The following is a 19,835-nucleotide window of genomic DNA, read 5'->3' on the forward strand; positions in this document are numbered from 1 at the left end:
AAACGCTTACAGGGTGGGGAAAAGAGGTGTTAGAGCAAATTGAAGAAGTCAGCATAGACCTTTGGTTGCCCTATAAAAATTTGGTGAAAGAATTGATGCCATCGGCGGAGGTAGTCGCCGATAGATTCCATGTAATGAAACAAATTAATCAAGAGTTAGACGAACAAAGAAAAGCAGAAAAAAGAGCCGTAGAAGCGCAGAGAAATAAAAAACAGAAAGCGGAAAAAGAAGCGAAGCTAGAAGTTTTAAAGCGAAGTAAATATAGCTTGTTAAAAAATGAAAAAGATTTAACGGAAACCCAAAAAATTAAACTAGAAGCTATCAAAGAAAAATTGACAAATTTGAAAAAGATGCACGAGTTAAAGGAAGAATTTAGAAAGATTTATGAAACCTCAGAGAATCCGACAGAGGGAATGCTATCCATCTCGGAATGGTTGGCAAAATCCTCCAGTGTTTTTACCAAGAGTTGTCAAACAATCCGAAACTGGTTTGGAGAAATCATTAGTTATTTCGAGCGAAGGACAACGAATGGGGTGGTCGAGGGAATCAACAATAAACTTAAACTAATAAAACGGAGAGGCTATGGCTTTAGAAACTTTCGGAATTTTTGGGTTAGAAGTATGTTATCTTGGCATCTTGTCTGTTGATTTAGCATAAAAGGTAACGAAGAGCCTAATTTTATTACTTAAAGGGATTAATAATAGTGAATTTTTTATTAATAATTAAACCATCCTGCATATCTTCTGAATACAAAATATTTGCACCAGAAAATGAAGCGCAAGCAATCACCAAACTATCCCAAAATGATAGATTATATTGAGTTCTCAGATTAGATGCAGATTCAAAAATATCAAGATTAAATGAGATAACTTGATATTTTATATAAAAGGAAACAATTAATTTAAACAGTTGTTTTTCATCAAGCTTATGCTTTTTAAGTAAATTACAAGAAACCTCATTAATTATTTGGGTACTGATAATGATGGACTTTTCTTTAATTAATTGTTTCGCTAATATTCTTTTAGTTTCTTCTTTTTTATCAGTAGAAAAAGCATAAAGCCAAATATTAGAATCAACAAAACAACTATGATTTTTAAGTTCTGTCATAAATTTCTTCTCGTTTCATAAATTCTAAATTATCAACCTCTATAGGATTTTCCAACAGGTATTCAATCATATCAATTTCAGTTTCACTTTTACTGAGTTGATTTTGAGTTTTAAATGCGGCAATAAGTAACTGTATCTGCTGAATTTGTTCAGGTTTAAGTCCAGTTACATTAATATTTTTAATCATGGCTACCCCGGAATGATTTTTACTTTAATTATACTAATTATACCCTCTCACAATAATGCTCTTCCTTTTTTACATCTTTGACCAAAATTATCGGTGTTGATGAAGAGTTATTATAGCCTAGCCTTTCAATTATAACCAAGAGACGCAAACTCCGTCACTTACAGTTTACCGCTTGGATAACCGAGAAATAACCCGTTTAAAGTCATATCCCCCCGTAAGGAAAATTAACCCGACTTTTTTAACAATTGTCGGCAAAATTTTGCTTGCTTTTTTCACGGCTTTTTGAGATGATCTTTTTATAAGACTTTATATATAATAAAGTGTTTGAGTCGAGAAAAAAATGCACAGATTCCCATTATAAGAAAAGTATAACCGAAGCCGCCGCCCAAGTCAAGGGATCACTCCTCTTTTTTTTCAGAAGTTTTCCAAGAAAAAAATCAAAGAGGCAGCCAGAGATATTCGGTTTTTCTTCACTTTTTGGGCAAAAAAAACCCTTTTAGGATGCCTATAATAGAAGAGAGAAAGGGTTAAAAACTAAAAAAAAATGGCGGAGAGAGTCCAGAAAATCCTTGCCCAGTGGGGGATTGCCTCCCGAAGAAGGGCGGAGGAGATGATTGTGGCCAGACGAGTCAGACGGAATGGCAAAATCGTGCAGTTAGGAGAAAAAGCCGACCCAGAAAAAGATCACCTAGAGATAGACGGAAAAAAAATTGAACCGGCCAATCGTCCCAAAAGATTGTATATACTGGTCAACAAACCCATTGGCGTGGTTTCTACCTGTAAGGATCCACAAAACCGGCCGACGGTGATTGACCTTTTGCCCGACTCCCTCGCCAGCGAGACGGGGTTACATCCCGTAGGAAGGTTGGACATCAACACCACTGGGGCTTTACTCCTCACCAACGACGGTCAACTCACCCTCACCCTCACCCATCCCCGTTATCATTTGCCCAAAACCTATCGGGTTTGGCTAGATGGTGCGATTGATACACTTGCTCTCCAGCGTTGGCGAGAAGGTATCCTCTTAGAGGGAAAAAAAACCTTACCCGCACAGGTTGAGATCCTCAAGCAAACCGACCAAAAAACCCTACTAGAAGTTATTTTAGTGGAGGGAAGAAATCGGCAGATTCGCTCTGTAGCTGAAGAATTAGGTTATCACGTCCTGAAACTTCATCGCAGTGCCATCGGTCCTATTCAACTAAACTCTGGTAATAATTCCCCCTTACCCTTGGGTCATTACCGTTTTTTAACCCTTGATGAACTGAAATATTTAAAAAACCAGATTAACTAAGCTGAAAGTCAGCCCCTAATAGCGATATGTTTCGCCTTCTCCAATCACAACTTGATCCCCAGCATAAACAACGAACCAAATTACTGGAAATCGGCGTTTATTTGCAAAAAAATCGCCTAGAACAGTCCCTTTCTCTCGAGGAAATTGCCCAGAAAACCCTAATCCCGCGCCATCGCCTAGAAGCACTGGAAGCGGGGGATTTGGAGGCATTGCCCGAACCGATTTATATTCGTTGGTTAATCAAACAATTTGCCGATAGTCTGTCCCTGGATGGTGAGACGATTAGCCGACGTTTTCCCACCAAGGTCAATAACTTTTTCAGGGGAACAAAACCATCTTTATCGCTGCCGAGTCTTCAAATTCGCCCGATTCATCTCTATTTTCTCTATTTAATCTTAGTTATTGGTTCCGTACAAACCCTATCCCACGTCCTGCAAAAATCGGTACTGCAATCGAATCGCTTACCACCGCCTTCCTTACCACAACAGCAAATTGTCCAACCGAAAAGCAACCCCCTTCAACCAGTAGCCAACAAAACCAGCAATAATCAGCAGCTGGTGGTGGAGGTAAAACTGGAAGATGACTGCTGGATGCGGGTGGTGGTGGATGGCAAGACAGAATTTGAGGGTGTGCTGCCCCAGGGAAGCCATCGCACTTGGCAAGCAAACCGAGAATTAACCGTGAGAGCGGGTAATGCCGGCGGGGTTTACGTTGCGGTTAATAATGCCAATGCTAAACAACTGGGGCAACCGGGCAAAGTTGGGGAAGTCACCTACCGGGCAAATTGAGCTAATTTATGCAGAAGGTCTTTTCACCCCTTGATCGCCTTCAGGGAGGGTTAATCGGGGCATATATTGGGGAATCCTTGCATAATCAACCCCTAATACCAGCCTTTAACTATGAGGCTACACCGAGGACGACCCTGCTTTTGCAAGCTCTGCAATCTCAGGAAGATTTGCCCATTGCGATCGCAGCTAGGCAGCAGTCGGAATCGGCGTTATTATTTGTGCTGTTGCCGGAAATTTTAACCTGGCCTGACCATGGAGAACGTTGGCAAGCTAGATTAAATTTTTGGCTGAAAAAGGGCTTAATTTCCGAGTTAACCCGACAAGAAGCGATAATTTGGGGAGAGGCGGTAGGCATGTTATTACAGGGAAAAAGGCCTTTAAATCAGTTAATGGTGCAATTGCTAACTATTAACCCCAAGAATAAGCTATTAGAGCAGATTCAGTCAGCTTTAGGGCAGAATCATCCCTTAGAGTTCATTTTATCGGCTTGGGTGAAAGATATCTCACCTTTAGGAATTGCGATCGCAGTTTCTCTTTATACTTTTCTGCAAACGAGCGAGGATTTCGCCGTTAGCGTGCGTCGCGCTAATTCTAGTCCCTATCAACGGCAATTAACCACCACTTTAGCGGGAATTTGGGCGGGATTGTACAACGGTATCGAGGGGATTCCCCTAGCTTGGCGGCAAAATTTGCCGAAAGAGCCAGTTAAACAGCAATTAATCGATAAAGCTGGGGAAATCTATCGAATTTCTTTGGGTGTATCTCCTCATCTTGTCCTATCTCCTCATACTGCCGTCGCTTACGGGGGAACAATCCAACCCCGTCCTAGCTTAAAATTGGTCTCTCAAGATAATAATTAGGGTTTGCTGAATAAATCTAGAAACCTTTTTGGATAATATCTTTAGGCTTTTTTGACCTCAAAAATTGCTGGTTTTTTGAGTAATCGGGGGGAAATTGGCTCTCTTATTCTTTGTCTGATCAGTTTAACTTATAAGCGATCAATCTTTGTGCCCTTTGTGTCTTTGTGGTTCTTTCCACACCCCACCAACAAACTTTTTCAGCATACCCTACTTAGTTTGAAAGATATTTTGTACCATTTTTTTATCCAAACCCGCGGCAATTTTATCTAATTCTGCTATTTCCCCACTGTCTAAACTCCATCCTAAAGCGCCTAAATTATCCTCAGCTTGTCGAACATTTTTAGCTCCGGGGATGGGAATTGTTCCCTTACAGATACACCAATTTAAGGCAACTTGGCTAATAGTTTTATTTTTAGCTTGGGCGATAACTTCTAGGCAACTCATCAGAGGCGAAATAGCGGGAATTAATTGACCAAAAAGGAAGCGACGTAATCCGGGGGGTAAGTTTTTATTATCTCGATATTTCCCCGTTAATAAACCCAAAGCTAAGGGACTATAGGCAATAATTTTAATACCAAATTGATCACATAGTTCCTTTAATCCTAAGTCAGTGAGAGGATAGGTAGAAAGGAGAGAATACTGTACCTGTAAGCTGGTAATAGGAATGCCGCGACTGGCAAACTTTTGATAGGCAGACTTCAATCTTTTCGGTCCAAAATTGGATAAACCGACTCCTTTAACTAACCCCTTTTCCAGACAATCCCCCAATCCGTCTAATAATCCCCCCTCCTGCCATGGCGCATAATTGCCCGTTGACCAGTGCATTTGCACTAAATCCACCGGGCGGCCTAATCTGGTTGCCGAAGCTTGACAAGCTTTCACCATGGCATGACGGGTTAAACGCCAAGGATAAGGGGCGAGTTTGGTGGCAATACGGATATGATCAGCGTTATAACCGCTATATTCCCCTGTAAAGCGTCCTAATAGCTTCTCACTCTGTCCGTTGAGTTTGCCTGTGCCGTAGGAGTCTCCCGTATCAAATAGGGTGACACCCCGCTCGACGCAGAGATTAAAAACCGCTTGTAACTGGCTATCCATACTCTCATCGTAACCCCAGAGAAGACGATTTCCCCAGGCCCAAGTACCGCAGCCCATGGGGGGAAGGGATAGAGTTTGATGTGTGACTGTCAAGGGATTCATGGGTTAGTTTCTCTGGGTTTTTTCTCAAGCTTTCAGCAAGATATTTTACTACTAAATCTGGTTATTAAAGACTGATTATTTATTCCCCTTTTTGACTTTTGCATGAGAAGAAAACGGGTTTCTCCGAGAAACCCGTTTTCTGTACTAAATCGACTTAGGTTTTTGTTTAACAAATAATCCCCGCAACCAATAGTAAAAACTATCGATATAAGTAAAGATTACCGGCACAACCACCAAAGTTAACAGGGTGGAAGTGGTAAAACCACCAATAACAGCAATTGCCATCGGTGCGCGAATTTCCCCATCTGCACCTAAAGCTAAAGCAATCGGTAACATCCCGGCAATTGTGGAAACGGAGGTCATAATAATTGGTCGTAAACGAGAGACTCCCGAATCAATCATCGCCTTAAACTGCGGTTTCCCTGACTCAATGCCACTCAGGGCAAAATCTACTAACAGAATCGCATTTTTAGTGACTAATCCCATCAGCAAAACTATGCCAATTAAAGCGTATAAACCTAACTCTTTTTGGGTAATTAAAAGAGCGATTAAAGTACCACCAATCGATAAAGGAAGGGAAGTTAAAATCGCTAGGGGATAGAGAAAATTGTTATACAACAAGACCAGAATCCCATAGATAGAAATAATTGCTAAACTTAACGCTCCCAAAAAACGAGCAAAGATATCGCGCATAATGCGAGCATCACCAAAGGGTTCTTCTGTCACCTCTGGGGGTAAGTTTTTCATGATTGGTAAAGCGCGAATTTGTGTCACCGCACTTCCCAAAGAAACTCCCTCTAAATTAGCTCCAATATTAACCTGACGTTGACGGTTAAAGCGTTGAATTTCCGCAGGTCCACTACCTAAGCTAATTGTCGCCACCGAGTTAAGCGGTACTAACGTCCCATTACTGCTAGGAACGCGCAAATTTTGCAGAGTTTCTATCTCGCTGCGTCCATCATTGGCAATTTTTACCCGGATGGGAATTTGTCGGTCAGCAAGGTTAAATTTAGCTAAATTAAACTCATTATCGCCGATTAAAGCTAAAGATGCAGTACGGGCGATCGCTCTGACCGAGACTCCCTGATCAGCAGCCCGGACAGGATCCGGTTGAATAATAATCTCCGGTTTAACTAAACTTACCCCGGAACTGACCTCGACAAAACCGGGTAAAGCTCGCATTTGTCGCTCTAATTTTTGGGCAGTTTGGGTTAAAATATCGCCATTTTCACTTTTTAAAATAATAGCGACATCCTTAGTGCTTCCTGCTCCCCCCTGCGCCCGAAAAGTCACTCTTGCCCCCGGTATCTTCTGGAAATCCCGACGGGTTTGTTCCTCAAATTGCCGTTGAGTTAGCGATCGCTGTTCCTTAGGAACTAAATTAACATATATTAGGCCCGTATTTATCCGTCCCGAATCTCCCGGAATAGCCAAAACATTAGCGACGGCGGGATTTTTTTGCAGTAAACTATTCACCTGATTAGCCACGGCAACAGTATCATTCAAAGTCGCACCGGGAGGCAATTCTAGGCTTATGGTACTTAATCCAGTATCCCCAGAACTAAATAACCCTTTTGGAATCAAGGGAACTAACTGTAAACTACCGATAAAAAAGGCCAAAGCCGCCAATAAAGTCAGGATTCGATGACGTAGGGACCAAGTTAACAAACTTTTGTAGGGACGAAAACGGGGGCGCGAGGAGGGATTATTATCACCGGTTTTCAGCTTTTTCGGCTGTAGAATATAGGCACTTAACATCGGGGTGACGGTGACAGCGATCAAACTGGAGAATAGGGTAGAAACCGCCACCGTAACGCCGAAAGGTTGAAAGAATTGCCCCGGCACACCGCCCATAAAAGCAACTGGCAGGAATACCGCAATAATTGCCGCCGCACTGGCTAAAACGGCTAATCCAATCTCTTTTGAGGCATCAAAGGCCGCTTGCAGGGGTTTTTTACCCATAGCTAAATGTTGATCGATGTCCTCTACCATACACACCGCATCATCCACCAGATTACCCAAAGCTAAAGCTAAGGCCAGTAGAGTCATGCCGTTAAGGGTATAATTTAGGGACTGCATCACCCAAAAAGTCGGGAAAATCGACAAAGGCAGGGCCAAACCCGTGATAATCGTGGCGCGCCAATTGCCTAAAAATAGACCCACCGTGATCACCGTCATCATACAACCAATCAGGAGATCGCTCAGAAGACTTTCGTAACTAGCACGAATTGAGTCGGCACGGGTAAAAATTAATTGAAATTTAATATCTTCTGGCAGTTTTTTCTTTAAATTCTCGATTTCTTGGCGCACTGCTGTTTCTACCGTGACCAAGGTGCTGCCAGTCCCCCGTAAAATCGAAAAACCCACCACTGGCTGCCCATCTAAGAGGGCCATTTGTCGAGGATCACTGGAACTATCGCTAACTGTCCCTAAATTGCTTAAGGGGACGCTATCACCGTTAGGTAAAGAGATTTGATAATTTCTTAAATCTTCGATCGTTTCAGCGCTGCCGAGGGTGCGGACAGTTTGTTCACTGCCGGCGATTTCCGATCGCCCTCCGGGTAAATTAATATTAAAACTACGAATTTGGTCATTAACCGCCGTGGCCGTGATACCGTAGGCGATCAGACGGCCGGGATCTAAATCTACACGCACTTCTCGATCGACTCCCCCAACGCGATCGACTCGTGCTACCCCCGGCACTCCCGTTAAAGCGCGGCCAATTTGACGATCAACTAGATCACTTAATTCGGCGATCGATCTTTTCGGGGAGGAGATGGTATAGTTCATCACCGCACCCCCGGCAAATTCTAAACGTTGGACAATTGGATCATTAGTATCTTGGGGTAAATCCTGCCGAATTTGCGCTATGGCATTGCGTACATCATTGGTAGCGCGATCGCTGTTAGTGCCAAGGATAAAGTTAACGGTGGTGGTGCTGCTGCCTTCGTTGATGGTAGAAGTAATTTGATCGATATTACCCAAAGCAGCCACCGCATCCTCGACTTTTTTGGTGACTTGGGTTTCCAATTCCTCAGGACCGGCGCCGGGTTGATTAACAGTGATAATCACGGCCGGAATGTCAATATTAGGAGAGCGATCGATCCCTAATCCTAGAAAGGCAATGTATCCCATTAGGGCCATAACCAGGGAGATCAGGATCGTGGGAATGGGATTTTTGATAGACCAATTAGAAATATTAAAAGCCATAATTTCAGTTATCAGTTATCAGTTATCAGTTATCAGTGGGTAAGTTATCAGTTATCAGATGTGAGTTTTCAGTTACCGGTTATCAGTTATCAGATTTGAGTTTTAAGTTTTAAGTTTTGAGTGAGCAGTATATATTAAGTGAGCCTGATCAAATGGCAGTTTGCTACTGTCTTTTCACTGATCACTGATTACTGATCACTGATTACTGTTTACTGATCACTGATTACTGATTACTGATCGCTGATTGCCGTAATTTTGTCGCCATCACCGAGATAGGCTGCCCCTTTGACCACAATGCGATCGCCTGCTTGTAAACCGGTGAGAATTTCCACGCGATTATTCGGCATAATTTGACCTAATTGCACAGTTTTGGCGGTAACAGTGTTATCAGGTTCAACTAAATAAACTAGAGCTTGATTATCTTTTTGAGGTAAAACTGCGGTCATGGGGACGGTTAAACTATTGCTAGTATTCGTCACGATCGCACCTCGTAAAAACATCCCCGGTTTTAACCCTGTATTGTCGGTTAAATCGACTTTAACCGTTGCTTGACGGGATGCCTCATCGACGATGGGATTAATTTCGCGCACCTGTCCTGATAATTTTAAACTGCTATTAGCATCGGAAGTGATAGTAACGGGCGCTCCGACGCGGATTAAGGGCAATTGATTCTCAGGAACCCGCAATCTTAGCTCTAAACGGCCGTTTTCGATGATTTTAAAGAGAGCATTTTGACCGTTGGTGGTATCCCCGATGCGGCCATTTCTTTCGGCAATTTTGCCACTGACTGGGGAAATCAGGCGCGTCTCGTTTAATTGGGCTTTAACAATGGCTAAACGGCTTTGAGCTTCCGCTAATTGTGCTGTAGCTTGGGCGATCACTTCAGGACGATTGCCCGCTTGCAATTGTGCCAGCTGCTGCTCTGCTTCTCCTAAACGGGATTGGGTCTGTTGTACGATCGCCGCTTTGTTTCTTTCTTCATTGAGGACTTCATCGAGACGATCCCGGGCGATCGCTCCTTCCGCTTCTAAACTTTGGTTTCTCTGGACCCGTTTTTTAGCCAAATCCCAATCCGATCGAGCTTGACTAATTTCGGCTTTTATGCGTTGAATAGTTTGTTTAGCTCCAGCGATCTCCTCTTTACGGCTCCCCGCTTGCAATTCTGCCAAACGCGCTCGGGATTGGGCGACATTTGCCTGTGCTTGGGTTAATTGCGCTTGTAGGACGGTATCATCGAGACGAGCCAAAATTTGACCTTGGCTAACGATATCACCCTCATCCACAAAGATTTCTTTGATTTGTAGTCCCGTCGCTTGGGAAAGAATCGGGATTAATTCATCGGCTGCCACGCTTCCAGTCGCTTTCAGGGTGCGGGCCACGGGAGTGGATTCTACCCTAGTGGTGGTTACTGTTTGTGCTGGTGCCTCATTTTTTGCCGCTACGGGCTGAGTATTGGGGTTTTGGGCTGTTTGGGGTCGATTAGCGAAACGAGTCGCCCCCAGGGTCAATAAAACCCCCAATCCCACACCGATAAATAAACCCTTTCCTCCCGATAGCCAAGAGTTGGTTTTTGTCGGTTTTGGCGAGTATTCGGTTTTCTCTGGCTCAATTTCAGGATTAAGTGCGATAATTTCGGGAACTAGCGAATTATCGGCTGAATGCTGGTTATTTTCTAGGGTATCTGGCCGCACGATCTGCCCTCTCGGTAGATTTTGGATAAAATGTTAAGTTTTGTATCCATTTATAATCTAACGGAAAAAGGTCGCGGGTGGGGAAAGTGAGAAAGTGGACTTGCTGTAAAAATCCCAAATTGTCCTGGTTGGTGAGGAATCAGTAGTTAGGAGACTCCGAGACAGGAGACAGGAGAATTAAGAATGAGTAATAATCAATTAAATGGTTTATTTAGAGATTTTCTGCCAGTTAATCTGGCTCTCCCCTACTTGTGGTCATAAGAAAAAGTTATGAAAAAGTCAGAGATCCAAATTTTCTTGGCCCATGCCAGTGAGGATAAACCAGCAGTTTTGGCACTGTATGACCGCCTCAAGCAAGCGGGATATAAACCTTGGTTGGATAAAAAAGACCTGATTCCGGGTCAAATTTGGCGAGATGAAATTCCGAAAGCGATTAAAGCTAGTCAGATTTTTCTCGCCTGTCTGTCAGGGAAATCGGCTAATAAACAGGGATACATCCAACGGGAGTTGAGGATTGCACTTGATACCTTCGGAGAGATGCTACCGGGGACAATTTTTTTTATCCCCATGAGGTTAGAAGAATGCGAAATTCCTGATCTGCGACTTGCAGAAGTTGGCTTGAATCTGCGAGATATTCACCGGCTTGATTATTGGGAAGAAGACGGATTTGAGCAACTAGAAAGAGCAATTACCCATCAATTCAATCCTGAACCGGAAGAGCCAAAAAAACCGGTAATCGTTCCAGAAGAGCCAAAACAACCGTTATCAGTATTTAACTTTGAGATCGTGCGAGTAAATGCGAAGGGTGAGCAAATCAAAAAAGAGTCGAAACAGTCCCAATATTTCAGGGAAGATTTGGGCAACGGCATCACCTTAGAAATGGTCGCCATTCCGGAGGGAACTTTCCTGATGGGAACAGAAGACGAGGAAATCGAAAGACTGGTGAAAAAATTTAACTGGCAAGGATTTAGAGCGGAAAGACCTCAACATCGAGTAACCGTTTCTTCTTTCTACATGGGACGTTATCCCATCACCCAGGCCCAGTGGAAAGCGATCGCCGCAACCGCTAAAATAGATATCGACCTGGAGACAAACCCCTCTCGCTTCAAAGGGGATGAGCTACCCGTAGAAAGAGTCAACTGGTATCAAGCAACGGAATTCTGTAAACGACTATCAAGGGAAACAAAACAGGAATACCGACTACCGAGTGAGGCAGAATGGGAGTACGCTTGTCGTGCTGGAATCACCACCCCATTTTACTTTGGGGAAACCATTACGGGGAAATTTGCCAACTACCGTGCCAGCGAAACCTACGCAGAAGAAGCGAAGGGAGAATATCGACAACAAACGACTCCCGTGGGACAGTTTCCCCCCAATGCCTTCGGACTGTACGATATGCACGGCAATGTCTGGGAATGGTGTGCCGATACTTGGCACGATAATTATGATGGTGCGCCGACGGATGGCAGTGTCTGGATAAAAAATGGGGATGATAATCGTTCTCCTCGGCGGGGCGGTTCTTGGTACGTCAATCCAAATTACTGCCGTTCTGCTTTCCGCGACAACAGCTACCGCCGCGTCAACATCAACAACTTCGGTTTTCGGGTGGTGTGCGTATTCGGGAGAACTCTCTAACCCTTTTCCCCTTTTTTTCCCTTTTTACCCTTATTCCCTATTTTTTCTTTTTTCTTTTCTTTCCCGCCCTTAGGCGGGTCGATTTTGTAGGGGCGAACTGTGGTCAGTGAGTTTATCGAACTGCGTTCGCCCGCCGGCAATAATCGGGTTAATCACGGGATTGGGGTTTTTTGGGGTTTTTTGGTGGGGGTTGGGCGCACGCGGTGCGCCCCTACGGGTTTTGGGGGGGTTGGGTTTTTTGGGGTTTTTTGGTGGGGGTTGGGCGCACGCGGTGCGCCCCTACGGGTTTTGGGGGGGTTGGGTTTTTTGGGGGTTTCAGGAAAAATACGTCGGTGTGAATTGCGATCGCTTATGATGGGAATTGATAAGAGGTTTTGTTAGTATTGCGGGAATATATATGACCTTTGATCCTGAAAAACATCATCGTCGTTCTATTCGCCTCAGAAATTATGATTATTCCCAACCCGGAGCATATTTTGTCACTATTTGTACCTACCAAAAACAATCCTGGTTTGGAGAAATCAAAAATGGGCAAATATACCTTAATCAATTAGGAAAAATTGTCGCTGATGAATGGCTAAAAACCTGCAAAATTCGACCTAATTTTAAATTGGATGAATGGGTTATTATGCCCAATCATTTTCATGGAATTGTTATAATTAATGATTATTCTGGCGACGATCAGAGTTTGGGCGCACGCGATGCGCCCCTACAGCAGAAACCGAATTCTTTATCGTCATGTATTGCGGGGTTTAAATCGGCGGTTACTAAACGAATTAATTTGCTTCGACAGAACACAGATACTCCTATCTGGCAACGCAATTATTATGAATCAATTCTTCGAGATGAAAAGTATCTAGCAGTTGTTCGAGAATATATTATTAACAATCCCAAAAACTGGACAAATGATCGAGATTATCTGCCAATCGATCAACAATCACAAGAATTATATTTAGATTTGTTGTTTTAAGCGAGAATATAAAACAGTAGGGGCGAACCGCGTTCGCCCAGAGCCAATAATTAGCCCACCACCAATATCGAATTAATCAAAAAATTCAATTTTGTTTATCTGTAGGGGCGCACCGCGTTCGCCCAGAGCCAATAATTAGCCCACCACCAATATCGAATTAATCAAAAAATTCAATTTTGTTTATCTGTAGGGGCGCACCGCGTTCGCCCACCCCCAATTATTAACCCACCACCAATTTGTGTAAGGTTTCTAGCTTTTGATCGAAATCTTTTTCGAGATTATCTAGCTTTTGATCAACATCTTGCTGTAAGGTGTCTAGCTTTCGATCAACACTTTGAATACTATTTTTAATTTCCTTAAGGACAGATTCGAGGGAATAGGGAATGGTTTCTTCTGTCATTGCGGTTAACTCCTATCAGTCGAGAGATAATGTAATTATCGATAAAAATCCTCTTAATTCTCCACTTCATTTTTTTCGGGAAATCCCGCCTCATCTTCTAATTTATCGCTGATTTCTGGCAGTTTTAGCAATATTCCAGCGAATAACCAATAGTAAACAGAAATAGGCTCGACGGAGAGAGGATAATAGTAGGGATTATAGCTAATAAAAAGTATAAAAATCCAGATACAGAGACCCCAATGCTTTAAAGCGGGATTTTTTACTTTTAAATAGGCTTTAAAGGTGAGAATACAGAGAATTGTCACCAGTGCCATAAGAGTGATAAAACCGACGATACCGATTTCGTAGATAAGTTTAGCGTAGTAGGTTTCAATTAGTCTTATCCCATCTTCCCCCACTATATGACGAGCGCCAGTGGTAGCTGTGCCTAAACCAAAACCAAAAAGCTGTAAATATCTTAAGGCCCACTGCATTTGATTGCCTACAAAGTCAATGGGAGACGAATATAGCCAGCGACCGATAAAATTTAGCCCTCTTTCCCGAATAAAGGGAATTAACATCACCGCGAGCAGGGAAAGCATCGCCACAATTACCAATTTTAATGGTAACTTTTGCTTATTTTTGCTAGTAGCAATAAAAAGAACCAAGTAAAACAAATGTACTAGCAAAAAAGGTAATCTTTGTCCAGAAACCAGAGTCGCAAGGAAGACTAAAACTATGGCCACCCAACCAGCGACGCGCCATCTTTTTTGTGGATCACTAAAACTGGCTGCGTAACTGATGACGCTACTAGATACTAAAAACCAACCCCATTGCCAAGGATCGGAAAATGTGCCGGGGAGACGAATTAAGCCTCGATCGGGATTATACAACACCGAACCCCCGACAAAACATTGAGCTTTCAAGCTGGCTTTGGCGGTAATATCTGGATAAAATTGGGTATCGGATTTCGGGGCACTAACTTCTAGTTGATTGAAGAATTCACTATTGTGACAGATGCCTTGGAGGAGTAAAAAGTATTGAATTAGAGCTAAACTGCAACAGACTAAGATCATCACGATTAAAAGCCGATTAACCACGAATAAATCCCGTTTTTGCTCGATTAAATAGTAGCCACAGAGAACCAGGGGAATATAACCGAGGATGGTTTTTAATCCCACAATTCCCACAACAATTGATCCTTGGGGCAGATTGACAAAAAGAAAAGTTATCAAGCTGATGGCAAGTAAAATTAAAGCCGTGAGGAGAAAAGGCTTGATTTGCGGGCTTAATTGCTTAAAAGTTTTGGTTTTAATTAAAATTGCCGCTAAAGCTGGTAAATAAAAGGCATCCTTGGCGATTTTGTAGAGAGCATAGGATGGCTCTTCACCAATGAAGTTGCCCTTTACCTGAAAAACTCTCACTACGGCAAAAGTGACGGTATTACTCAGGGGAAGATAGATGAGCAGGGCTAATAATCCCAGACGGGGATGGATAAAAGAAGCAACCATGGCAGGAACTGCCAAAATACCTAATAAAGATGCTTTTTCGTCAAATAAAATCCCCAAAACTACACTAATTATTGTGGTGGCGATCACTAATATAGTTAGTGACAGGGAGTTACTCTCTTTCATGCCGTACAACTTTAACAGGTTTAGCAGAAAGTCTAACAGATTTTTGTCAAGATTCTCATTCTCAATGGCCGAGAGTTTCCTTTTGCTTCTTACCTGTTGCTATACTTATGTAAAATTTCATTTATCTCGATCTTGACTCCGTGGCCGAAAATCTTTCTTTTCAAGACCTTTATCAAGCTGGAATCAGTGCCTTTGAGCGTGGACAATATCGTCTTAGTATCCAGCAATTAAATGCGGCTTTAGCCTTAATTTCCTTAGGATCTCGAGCAGGGGGTGAGATTCAAATTTGGTTAATTTCTGCCCATCAGGGGTTAGGAGAGGGGGAGAAAGCTAGTGAAATCTGTAGGCAACTTATTACCCATCCTATCTATCAAATTCGCGAACAGGCCAAGCGTCTGCTTTATATTATCGAAGCTCCCCGTCTCAAACGCCCAGATGAGTGGATGACGAAGATTCCCGATTTAGAGAAACTTCCCGATAGCACAGCGCAATTTAAAAAGGGAACAAATAAACAGAAAAAAGAAGAACCCCCCGCACCCATGCAGTTAGAGCAGCATAAAAATACTGTTTTTATCGGACTAGCGATCGCTATTATTCTATTGATGCTCTGGTTTTTTGCTAAAAATAGCTAAATTAGTTGACAATAAGCTTGTAATATGCTAATGCAGTTGGCTATGGCTCCTAAATGGGCGATTTCATAACCGTGGGTGTTTTGGGTGGGAAAACCTAAGCAAGCGGCCTTAGCTATATGACCGAATTTCATGGCAATGGAGGCATCGCTACCAAAACCACTAATAATGGCTAATTGCAGCGGTATTCCCGCCTTTTCGGCCGCAATTCGTAATTCTTGATTTAATTGCTCATCATAGATACCGTAACCATCCTGAGACAATAACACAGGACTGCTGCCATCCTTAATCGGATATTCAGGAGCGAGGGGACAGATTTCTAGGGCAATTAAAGCATCTAAGCGGTTATTTGCGGTAAAAAATAAGGCCCCTAATGCTCCTACCTCCTCCTTAGCTGAGGCAACCAGATATATATCCACCGCAGGGTTAATTATTCTGGCCGCTAATGCCAAAAGAATCGCCACGGAAGCTTTATTATCAAGGGTATAACTGGCAATGTAGTCTTTTAGTCGCAAGGGTTGTTTTCGGTGTTTTCCCACCACGACTCGACTACCGACGCGCACCCCGCAAGCGTCTAATTCTTCTGGAGTCAATTTCGTCTCTATCCATGCGGATTCCCAGGTGACGGGAGTGTTTTCCTGCTGCACTTTTTGCGGGGATTGATGGGAAATATGACGGGAACCAAAGGAGAGAATCCCCGATCTGGTTCCTTTATCACCGATAATATCCACCACTCCCTCTCCGTAAATCCAAGGAAAAGCTCCCCCGAGTTGGCGAATTTGCAGAGTACCATCGGGATTAATTGCTTTGATAATAGCCCCAATTTCGTCTTTATGACCGGTAATAGCAATTTTTTTAGTCGAATCCCGTCCTCTAATCTTGCCGATGACATTTCCCGCTTGATCTTGCCATGTTTCTAATCCTAACTCTTGAAAGCGTTCTAGTAAAAAGCGATCGATTTCCGTTTCCATCCCACTAGGAGAATGATGGAGGACAAGAGTGGCAATAGTGTCAAAGAGTTGATCAAAATCCATATTTATCTTGATTTTGTGGGTGGAAAAAGAATTATTATCGAAACGGGAAATCGAAAAGGTTTTACAGAAACAATATTGGCGCAATCATGGCCTTTGGGTGATTGCCAGTTAGCATTTAATGATTAATCAGAGGTGCGGAATTAGCCAGAAAACCGGCAACTTTCAGAGACTCTACCACTGAATTGTCATCCTCTACCCAATAGTTTTGTCCTAAACGCACAAATTGACGCTGAGTTCCCGCACCGATGGTGGCAATAACGGGAACTTTTGCCTTTTGTTTGTCTCCCGATTGCAGAATACTTTTAAGAAGATTTTGACGATTTTGGTTGACGACATCTTGCAGCGATAAATTAACCATCACCATTTTAATGGTTTCGATCGGTTCGGCATCTTCGATAATTAATTGTACCCGATCATCTCGGCGATCCACTTTTCCCCACACCATTAAAGTTGCTTCCTCCACTAATAATTTTTGCAGACGTTCGTAGCTATCGGAAAAAACCACCGCTTCCGACTGTCCCGAGGCATCTTCTAGGGTTAAAAAGGCCATGGGAGTCCCTTTTTTGGTCATAATTTTCTTGACGGCATTTAATAGGACAATGGCACTGACTTTTTTTCTGGTTTTGTGTTCTTCTAAATCAGCTAAATTGATGGGAGATAGGACTTGAGCGGCTCTTTGTAAAGCTTTTAAAGGATGTTCGGAAACATAAAAACCTAAATGTTCTTTTTCCAGTTTTAACTTTTCCTGTAGGGAAAAATCTTCCACTGCGGTGGCACTGGGAGACTGTTCAAACTCGGATTCTTGTTTATTTTCTATGCTCCCTCCTAGCATATCAAAAATATTCATTTGACCACTTTCTTTCTCTTTGGTGCGTTTTTGCGCCCAAGCAACTACTAATTCTAAATCTTCAATTAATTGATGGCGATTAGGTTGAATTTTATCAAAAGCACCACAATAAATTAGCGTTTCTAAAGCTCTTTTGTTGATCACTCGCAAATCAACACGCTCGCAAAAATCCCCTAAAGAAGTAAACTTTCCTCCCGCAGCTTCCCGCGCTTTTAAAATAGCCTCGATCGCATTTTCGCCCAGATTTCTAACTGCGGACAAACCAAAGAGAATTTTGCGCCCAATCGGGGTAAAATGTTTTTGCGATCGATTGATGTCGGGAGGTTCGACATCGATATTCATTTTCTGACAGTTTTCTCGATACTTTTCCACCTTATCCTGATTATCGCTACTAGCAGTTAGTAACGCTGTCATATATTCCACAGGATAATTAGCTTTTAAATAAGCCGTTTGATAGGTGACGTAAGCATAAGCGGTAGAGTGAGATTTATTAAAACAATTGGAGGCAATTAACCCGTTGCCCAGCAAAAAATTATGATCTTTCTCCACACCAATATCGTAAACGGGTTTCCTTCCCAGGGATTGACGACCGATAATTTTAACCATATTAGTAACTCAACTCTCCAGAGATTTTTACAACGGTGCTAATAGAAATATGGCATTTCTTTGCCAAATCAGGCTCACAAGAGCAAAAAAATGGCTCTCTTATTCTTTGTGTCATAAGTTTAACTTATATAAGAGCGATCAATCTTTGTGTCCTTTGTGTCTTTGTGGTTCTTTCCACTAGCTCGCCAGCAAGACTGTATCTTAGAATACATTTTACCCACCAAACCTAAGAGAGCCAAAAAACCTTGCCACTGACGGCAAAGGCCTATATTTTACTTTGACGAGAGGTCGGCGCTCGGTAGTTCACCCATTGTGTTATAATCCTGGCCAAGCCATCAAGGGATTTGAAAAGGAGTAACACCATGAGTCTATCTTCAGAAGCCTATCGCCAAGCCCTCGTGCGGGATGGAGAACGGCGCTATCAGGAATGGCACCAAAATTATCACAACCAATGCCGTCAATCAACGGCTGAATACCAAGCTCGTTCTGCCCAACAACGCCCAACAAAGCCCTGGATTTCCTCGGAAGCCTACCGCCAACTTTTAGTCAAAGATGGGGAGCGGCGTTTTGCGGAATGGCACGGCGAGTTTTTAGACTATCAAAGACAATTTCTGGCCAGTCAATCCACTTAAACGGACGTCAGCCAATCGCCATTACAGCAATCTCTGAAAATAGTGGCTACAGTCCCCGAAGAAATAGCTGATACCAATTTTCAATAGTCGTGACTAACATCTGAAAGTGCAATTCCTTTCTCCGAGAGGGATTGCGCTTTGAAATGATCAACTAAGTCTGTCATTACTTTTGAAAAATGATATAAAGATGAATAAGTCCAGAATGCAAGACCTATCACGAATGCAGCCAAGAATTCAAGATCAGAAGGAATAAGAATCCTGTCAACAAATGCTGATGGGCAGTCAGGAGTTTAAGCTTGTGGAGAGACTGTAAGACTGGTTGGGACTCTCTCAAAAAGCAGGTTTCTGTGAAGCAAGAATTTCCCATCACACATCTTCGCATTGTGATGGCTAGATTGTCAAGTCTGTCCACCCCTGGTCCCCGCAAATAACACCTAAGATAGCGATCATTAAAACTAAAATTTCAATACATTCGTGCCTTAAGCACCTAAAAGCCTTGCAAAGCAAGGCTTTTACTATTAGTTTATTTGTCCTGTGTCCATCAAAACAGGCTCCAGCTACCCTTCTGAGTCGATTATAGCTAGTCAAGGGTATCAAGGGTAGTCGAACAATCGCCAAGACTACCTTGGGGTAAGAAACCGTTTGTAAATTAATGTAAAAAGCTCGCCAAGTCAAGGTTTTGGCGATTTATAGAGCAAATGAACTAAAAACTCAGGATCTTTGTCAAGTAAGGACTTTGGCGATTTAAATACTTGTTTACAAACAGTTTCTAAGGGTTTGATTATTTTTCTTGGGGGGGTAAGTCCAGTTATCCCCCCAAGGTTCTTGTATTTGTCTTGTTTTTAGGTGCGCTCGCCCTGCTCTCCCAATGGGAAGTTTTGCTTAGAAAAAAGGGGAGCAGCAACCACCTTGACCCGCCTTTTCTGAGAACTAACTATATTTATTAAGCACAAAACTGAGAATTAACTACATTAGAACTCTTGCAAATTAATTATATGTTATAATGATGGGTTAACTAATTTTCCCCAAAAAAATAGTTAATCAGTACATTCGTCCTGAATGAAAACTTGAAGTTTAACTTTTAACTCAAAACTCTTTAGAGCTGCTTTAATTTGGTTATCAAAACCTCTTTATT

18 protein-coding genes are annotated in these 19,835 nt (G+C 42.6%); 9 read left to right on the forward strand and 9 right to left on the reverse strand.

From position 1 onward, the window contains the following. Positions 1–647, forward strand: a 647-nt coding sequence (locus tag H6G40_RS19860) for an ISL3 family transposase (protein ID WP_190538179.1), incomplete at its 5' end; no start/stop codon positions are given. 34 nt (positions 648–681) lie between these two features. On the opposite strand, the gene H6G40_RS19865 is transcribed toward H6G40_RS19860, so the two are convergent. Further along, on the reverse strand, positions 682–1,107 hold the full coding sequence (locus H6G40_RS19865) for a PIN domain-containing protein (protein ID WP_002755345.1): 426 nt from the start codon (positions 1,105–1,107) through the stop codon (positions 682–684). Continuing rightward, the gene (locus H6G40_RS19870) at positions 1,094–1,294 is read right to left on the reverse strand and encodes a hypothetical protein (protein WP_123230400.1); all 201 of its coding nucleotides are present in this window, start codon (positions 1,292–1,294) and stop codon (positions 1,094–1,096) included. Before H6G40_RS19870 ends, H6G40_RS19865 begins: the two co-directional genes overlap by 14 nt. Positions 1,295–1,838: 544 nt before the next feature. Here H6G40_RS19870 and H6G40_RS19875 point away from each other — a divergent pair. The 3 genes from H6G40_RS19875 to H6G40_RS19885 are packed head-to-tail and all read left to right on the forward strand — an operon-like array spanning position 1,839 to position 4,233. Further along, on the forward strand, positions 1,839–2,585 hold the full coding sequence (locus H6G40_RS19875) for a pseudouridine synthase (protein WP_002737796.1): 747 nt from the start codon (positions 1,839–1,841) through the stop codon (positions 2,583–2,585). Between the two features lie 26 nt (positions 2,586–2,611). Further along, entirely contained in the window at positions 2,612–3,373 is a 762-nt protein-coding gene (locus H6G40_RS19880; protein WP_002737528.1) for a helix-turn-helix domain-containing protein, read from the forward strand. 8 nt (positions 3,374–3,381) lie between these two features. Further along, entirely contained in the window at positions 3,382–4,233 is an 852-nt protein-coding gene (locus tag H6G40_RS19885) for a hypothetical protein (protein ID WP_069475174.1), read from the forward strand. A gap of 207 nt (positions 4,234–4,440) precedes the next feature. On the opposite strand, the gene H6G40_RS19890 is transcribed toward H6G40_RS19885, so the two are convergent. The 3 genes from H6G40_RS19890 to H6G40_RS19900 form a co-directional block, all read right to left on the reverse strand. Beyond that, positions 4,441–5,433, reverse strand: a complete 993-nt coding sequence (locus H6G40_RS19890; RefSeq protein ID WP_069475173.1) for an aldo/keto reductase — start codon at positions 5,431–5,433, stop codon at positions 4,441–4,443. Positions 5,434–5,577: 144 nt separating this feature from the next. After that, positions 5,578–8,643, reverse strand: a complete 3,066-nt coding sequence (locus H6G40_RS19895) for an efflux RND transporter permease subunit (protein WP_190538180.1) — start codon at positions 8,641–8,643, stop codon at positions 5,578–5,580. Between the two features lie 230 nt (positions 8,644–8,873). Continuing rightward, positions 8,874–10,334, reverse strand: a complete 1,461-nt coding sequence (locus tag H6G40_RS19900) for an efflux RND transporter periplasmic adaptor subunit (protein ID WP_069475171.1) — start codon at positions 10,332–10,334, stop codon at positions 8,874–8,876. Between the two features lie 270 nt (positions 10,335–10,604). On the opposite strand from H6G40_RS19900, the gene H6G40_RS19905 reads away from it, so the two are divergent. The 3 genes from H6G40_RS19905 (at position 10,605) to H6G40_RS19915 (ending at position 12,939) form a co-directional block, all read left to right on the forward strand. Continuing rightward, positions 10,605–11,969, forward strand: coding sequence for an SUMF1/EgtB/PvdO family nonheme iron enzyme (locus H6G40_RS19905; RefSeq protein ID WP_002737814.1), 1,365 nt, complete (start codon positions 10,605–10,607; stop codon positions 11,967–11,969). Between the two features lie 106 nt (positions 11,970–12,075). Then, entirely contained in the window at positions 12,076–12,324 is a 249-nt protein-coding gene (locus tag H6G40_RS19910; protein WP_190538181.1) for a hypothetical protein, read from the forward strand. A 42-nt stretch (positions 12,325–12,366) separates the two neighbouring features. Then, the gene (locus H6G40_RS19915; protein ID WP_002736202.1) at positions 12,367–12,939 is read left to right on the forward strand and encodes a transposase; all 573 of its coding nucleotides are present in this window, start codon (positions 12,367–12,369) and stop codon (positions 12,937–12,939) included. Between the two features lie 220 nt (positions 12,940–13,159). On the opposite strand, the gene H6G40_RS19920 is transcribed toward H6G40_RS19915, so the two are convergent. Continuing rightward, a complete protein-coding gene (locus H6G40_RS19920) occupies positions 13,160–13,339 on the reverse strand; it encodes a hypothetical protein (RefSeq protein ID WP_002736780.1) in 180 nt (59 codons plus the stop codon). A 53-nt stretch (positions 13,340–13,392) separates the two neighbouring features. Next, the gene (locus H6G40_RS19925) at positions 13,393–14,952 is read right to left on the reverse strand and encodes a hypothetical protein (protein ID WP_190538182.1); all 1,560 of its coding nucleotides are present in this window, start codon (positions 14,950–14,952) and stop codon (positions 13,393–13,395) included. 140 nt (positions 14,953–15,092) lie between these two features. Between H6G40_RS19925 and H6G40_RS19930 the strand changes: the two genes are divergently transcribed. Further along, positions 15,093–15,584 (forward strand): hypothetical protein, encoded by a 492-nt coding sequence (locus tag H6G40_RS19930; protein WP_002737371.1) that lies wholly within the window; start codon positions 15,093–15,095, stop codon positions 15,582–15,584. Here the strand turns inward: H6G40_RS19930 and H6G40_RS19935 are convergent. Both H6G40_RS19935 and H6G40_RS19940 read right to left on the reverse strand, forming a co-directional pair. After that, on the reverse strand, positions 15,581–16,615 hold the full coding sequence (locus H6G40_RS19935) for a M42 family metallopeptidase (protein WP_002735744.1): 1,035 nt from the start codon (positions 16,613–16,615) through the stop codon (positions 15,581–15,583). The genes H6G40_RS19930 and H6G40_RS19935 overlap by 4 nt on opposite strands. Positions 16,616–16,730: 115 nt before the next feature. Next, on the reverse strand, positions 16,731–18,068 hold the full coding sequence (locus H6G40_RS19940; protein WP_190538183.1) for a helix-hairpin-helix domain-containing protein: 1,338 nt from the start codon (positions 18,066–18,068) through the stop codon (positions 16,731–16,733). Between the two features lie 362 nt (positions 18,069–18,430). Here H6G40_RS19940 and H6G40_RS19945 point away from each other — a divergent pair, with 362 nt between their 5' ends. Further along, a complete protein-coding gene (locus H6G40_RS19945) occupies positions 18,431–18,700 on the forward strand; it encodes a hypothetical protein (RefSeq protein WP_002736360.1) in 270 nt (89 codons plus the stop codon). Positions 18,701–19,835: the final 1,135 nt, after the last annotated feature.

The sequence above is a fragment of the Microcystis viridis FACHB-1342 genome (assembly GCF_014698335.1).
Lineage (GTDB): Bacteria > Cyanobacteriota > Cyanobacteriia > Cyanobacteriales > Microcystaceae > Microcystis > Microcystis ichthyoblabe_A.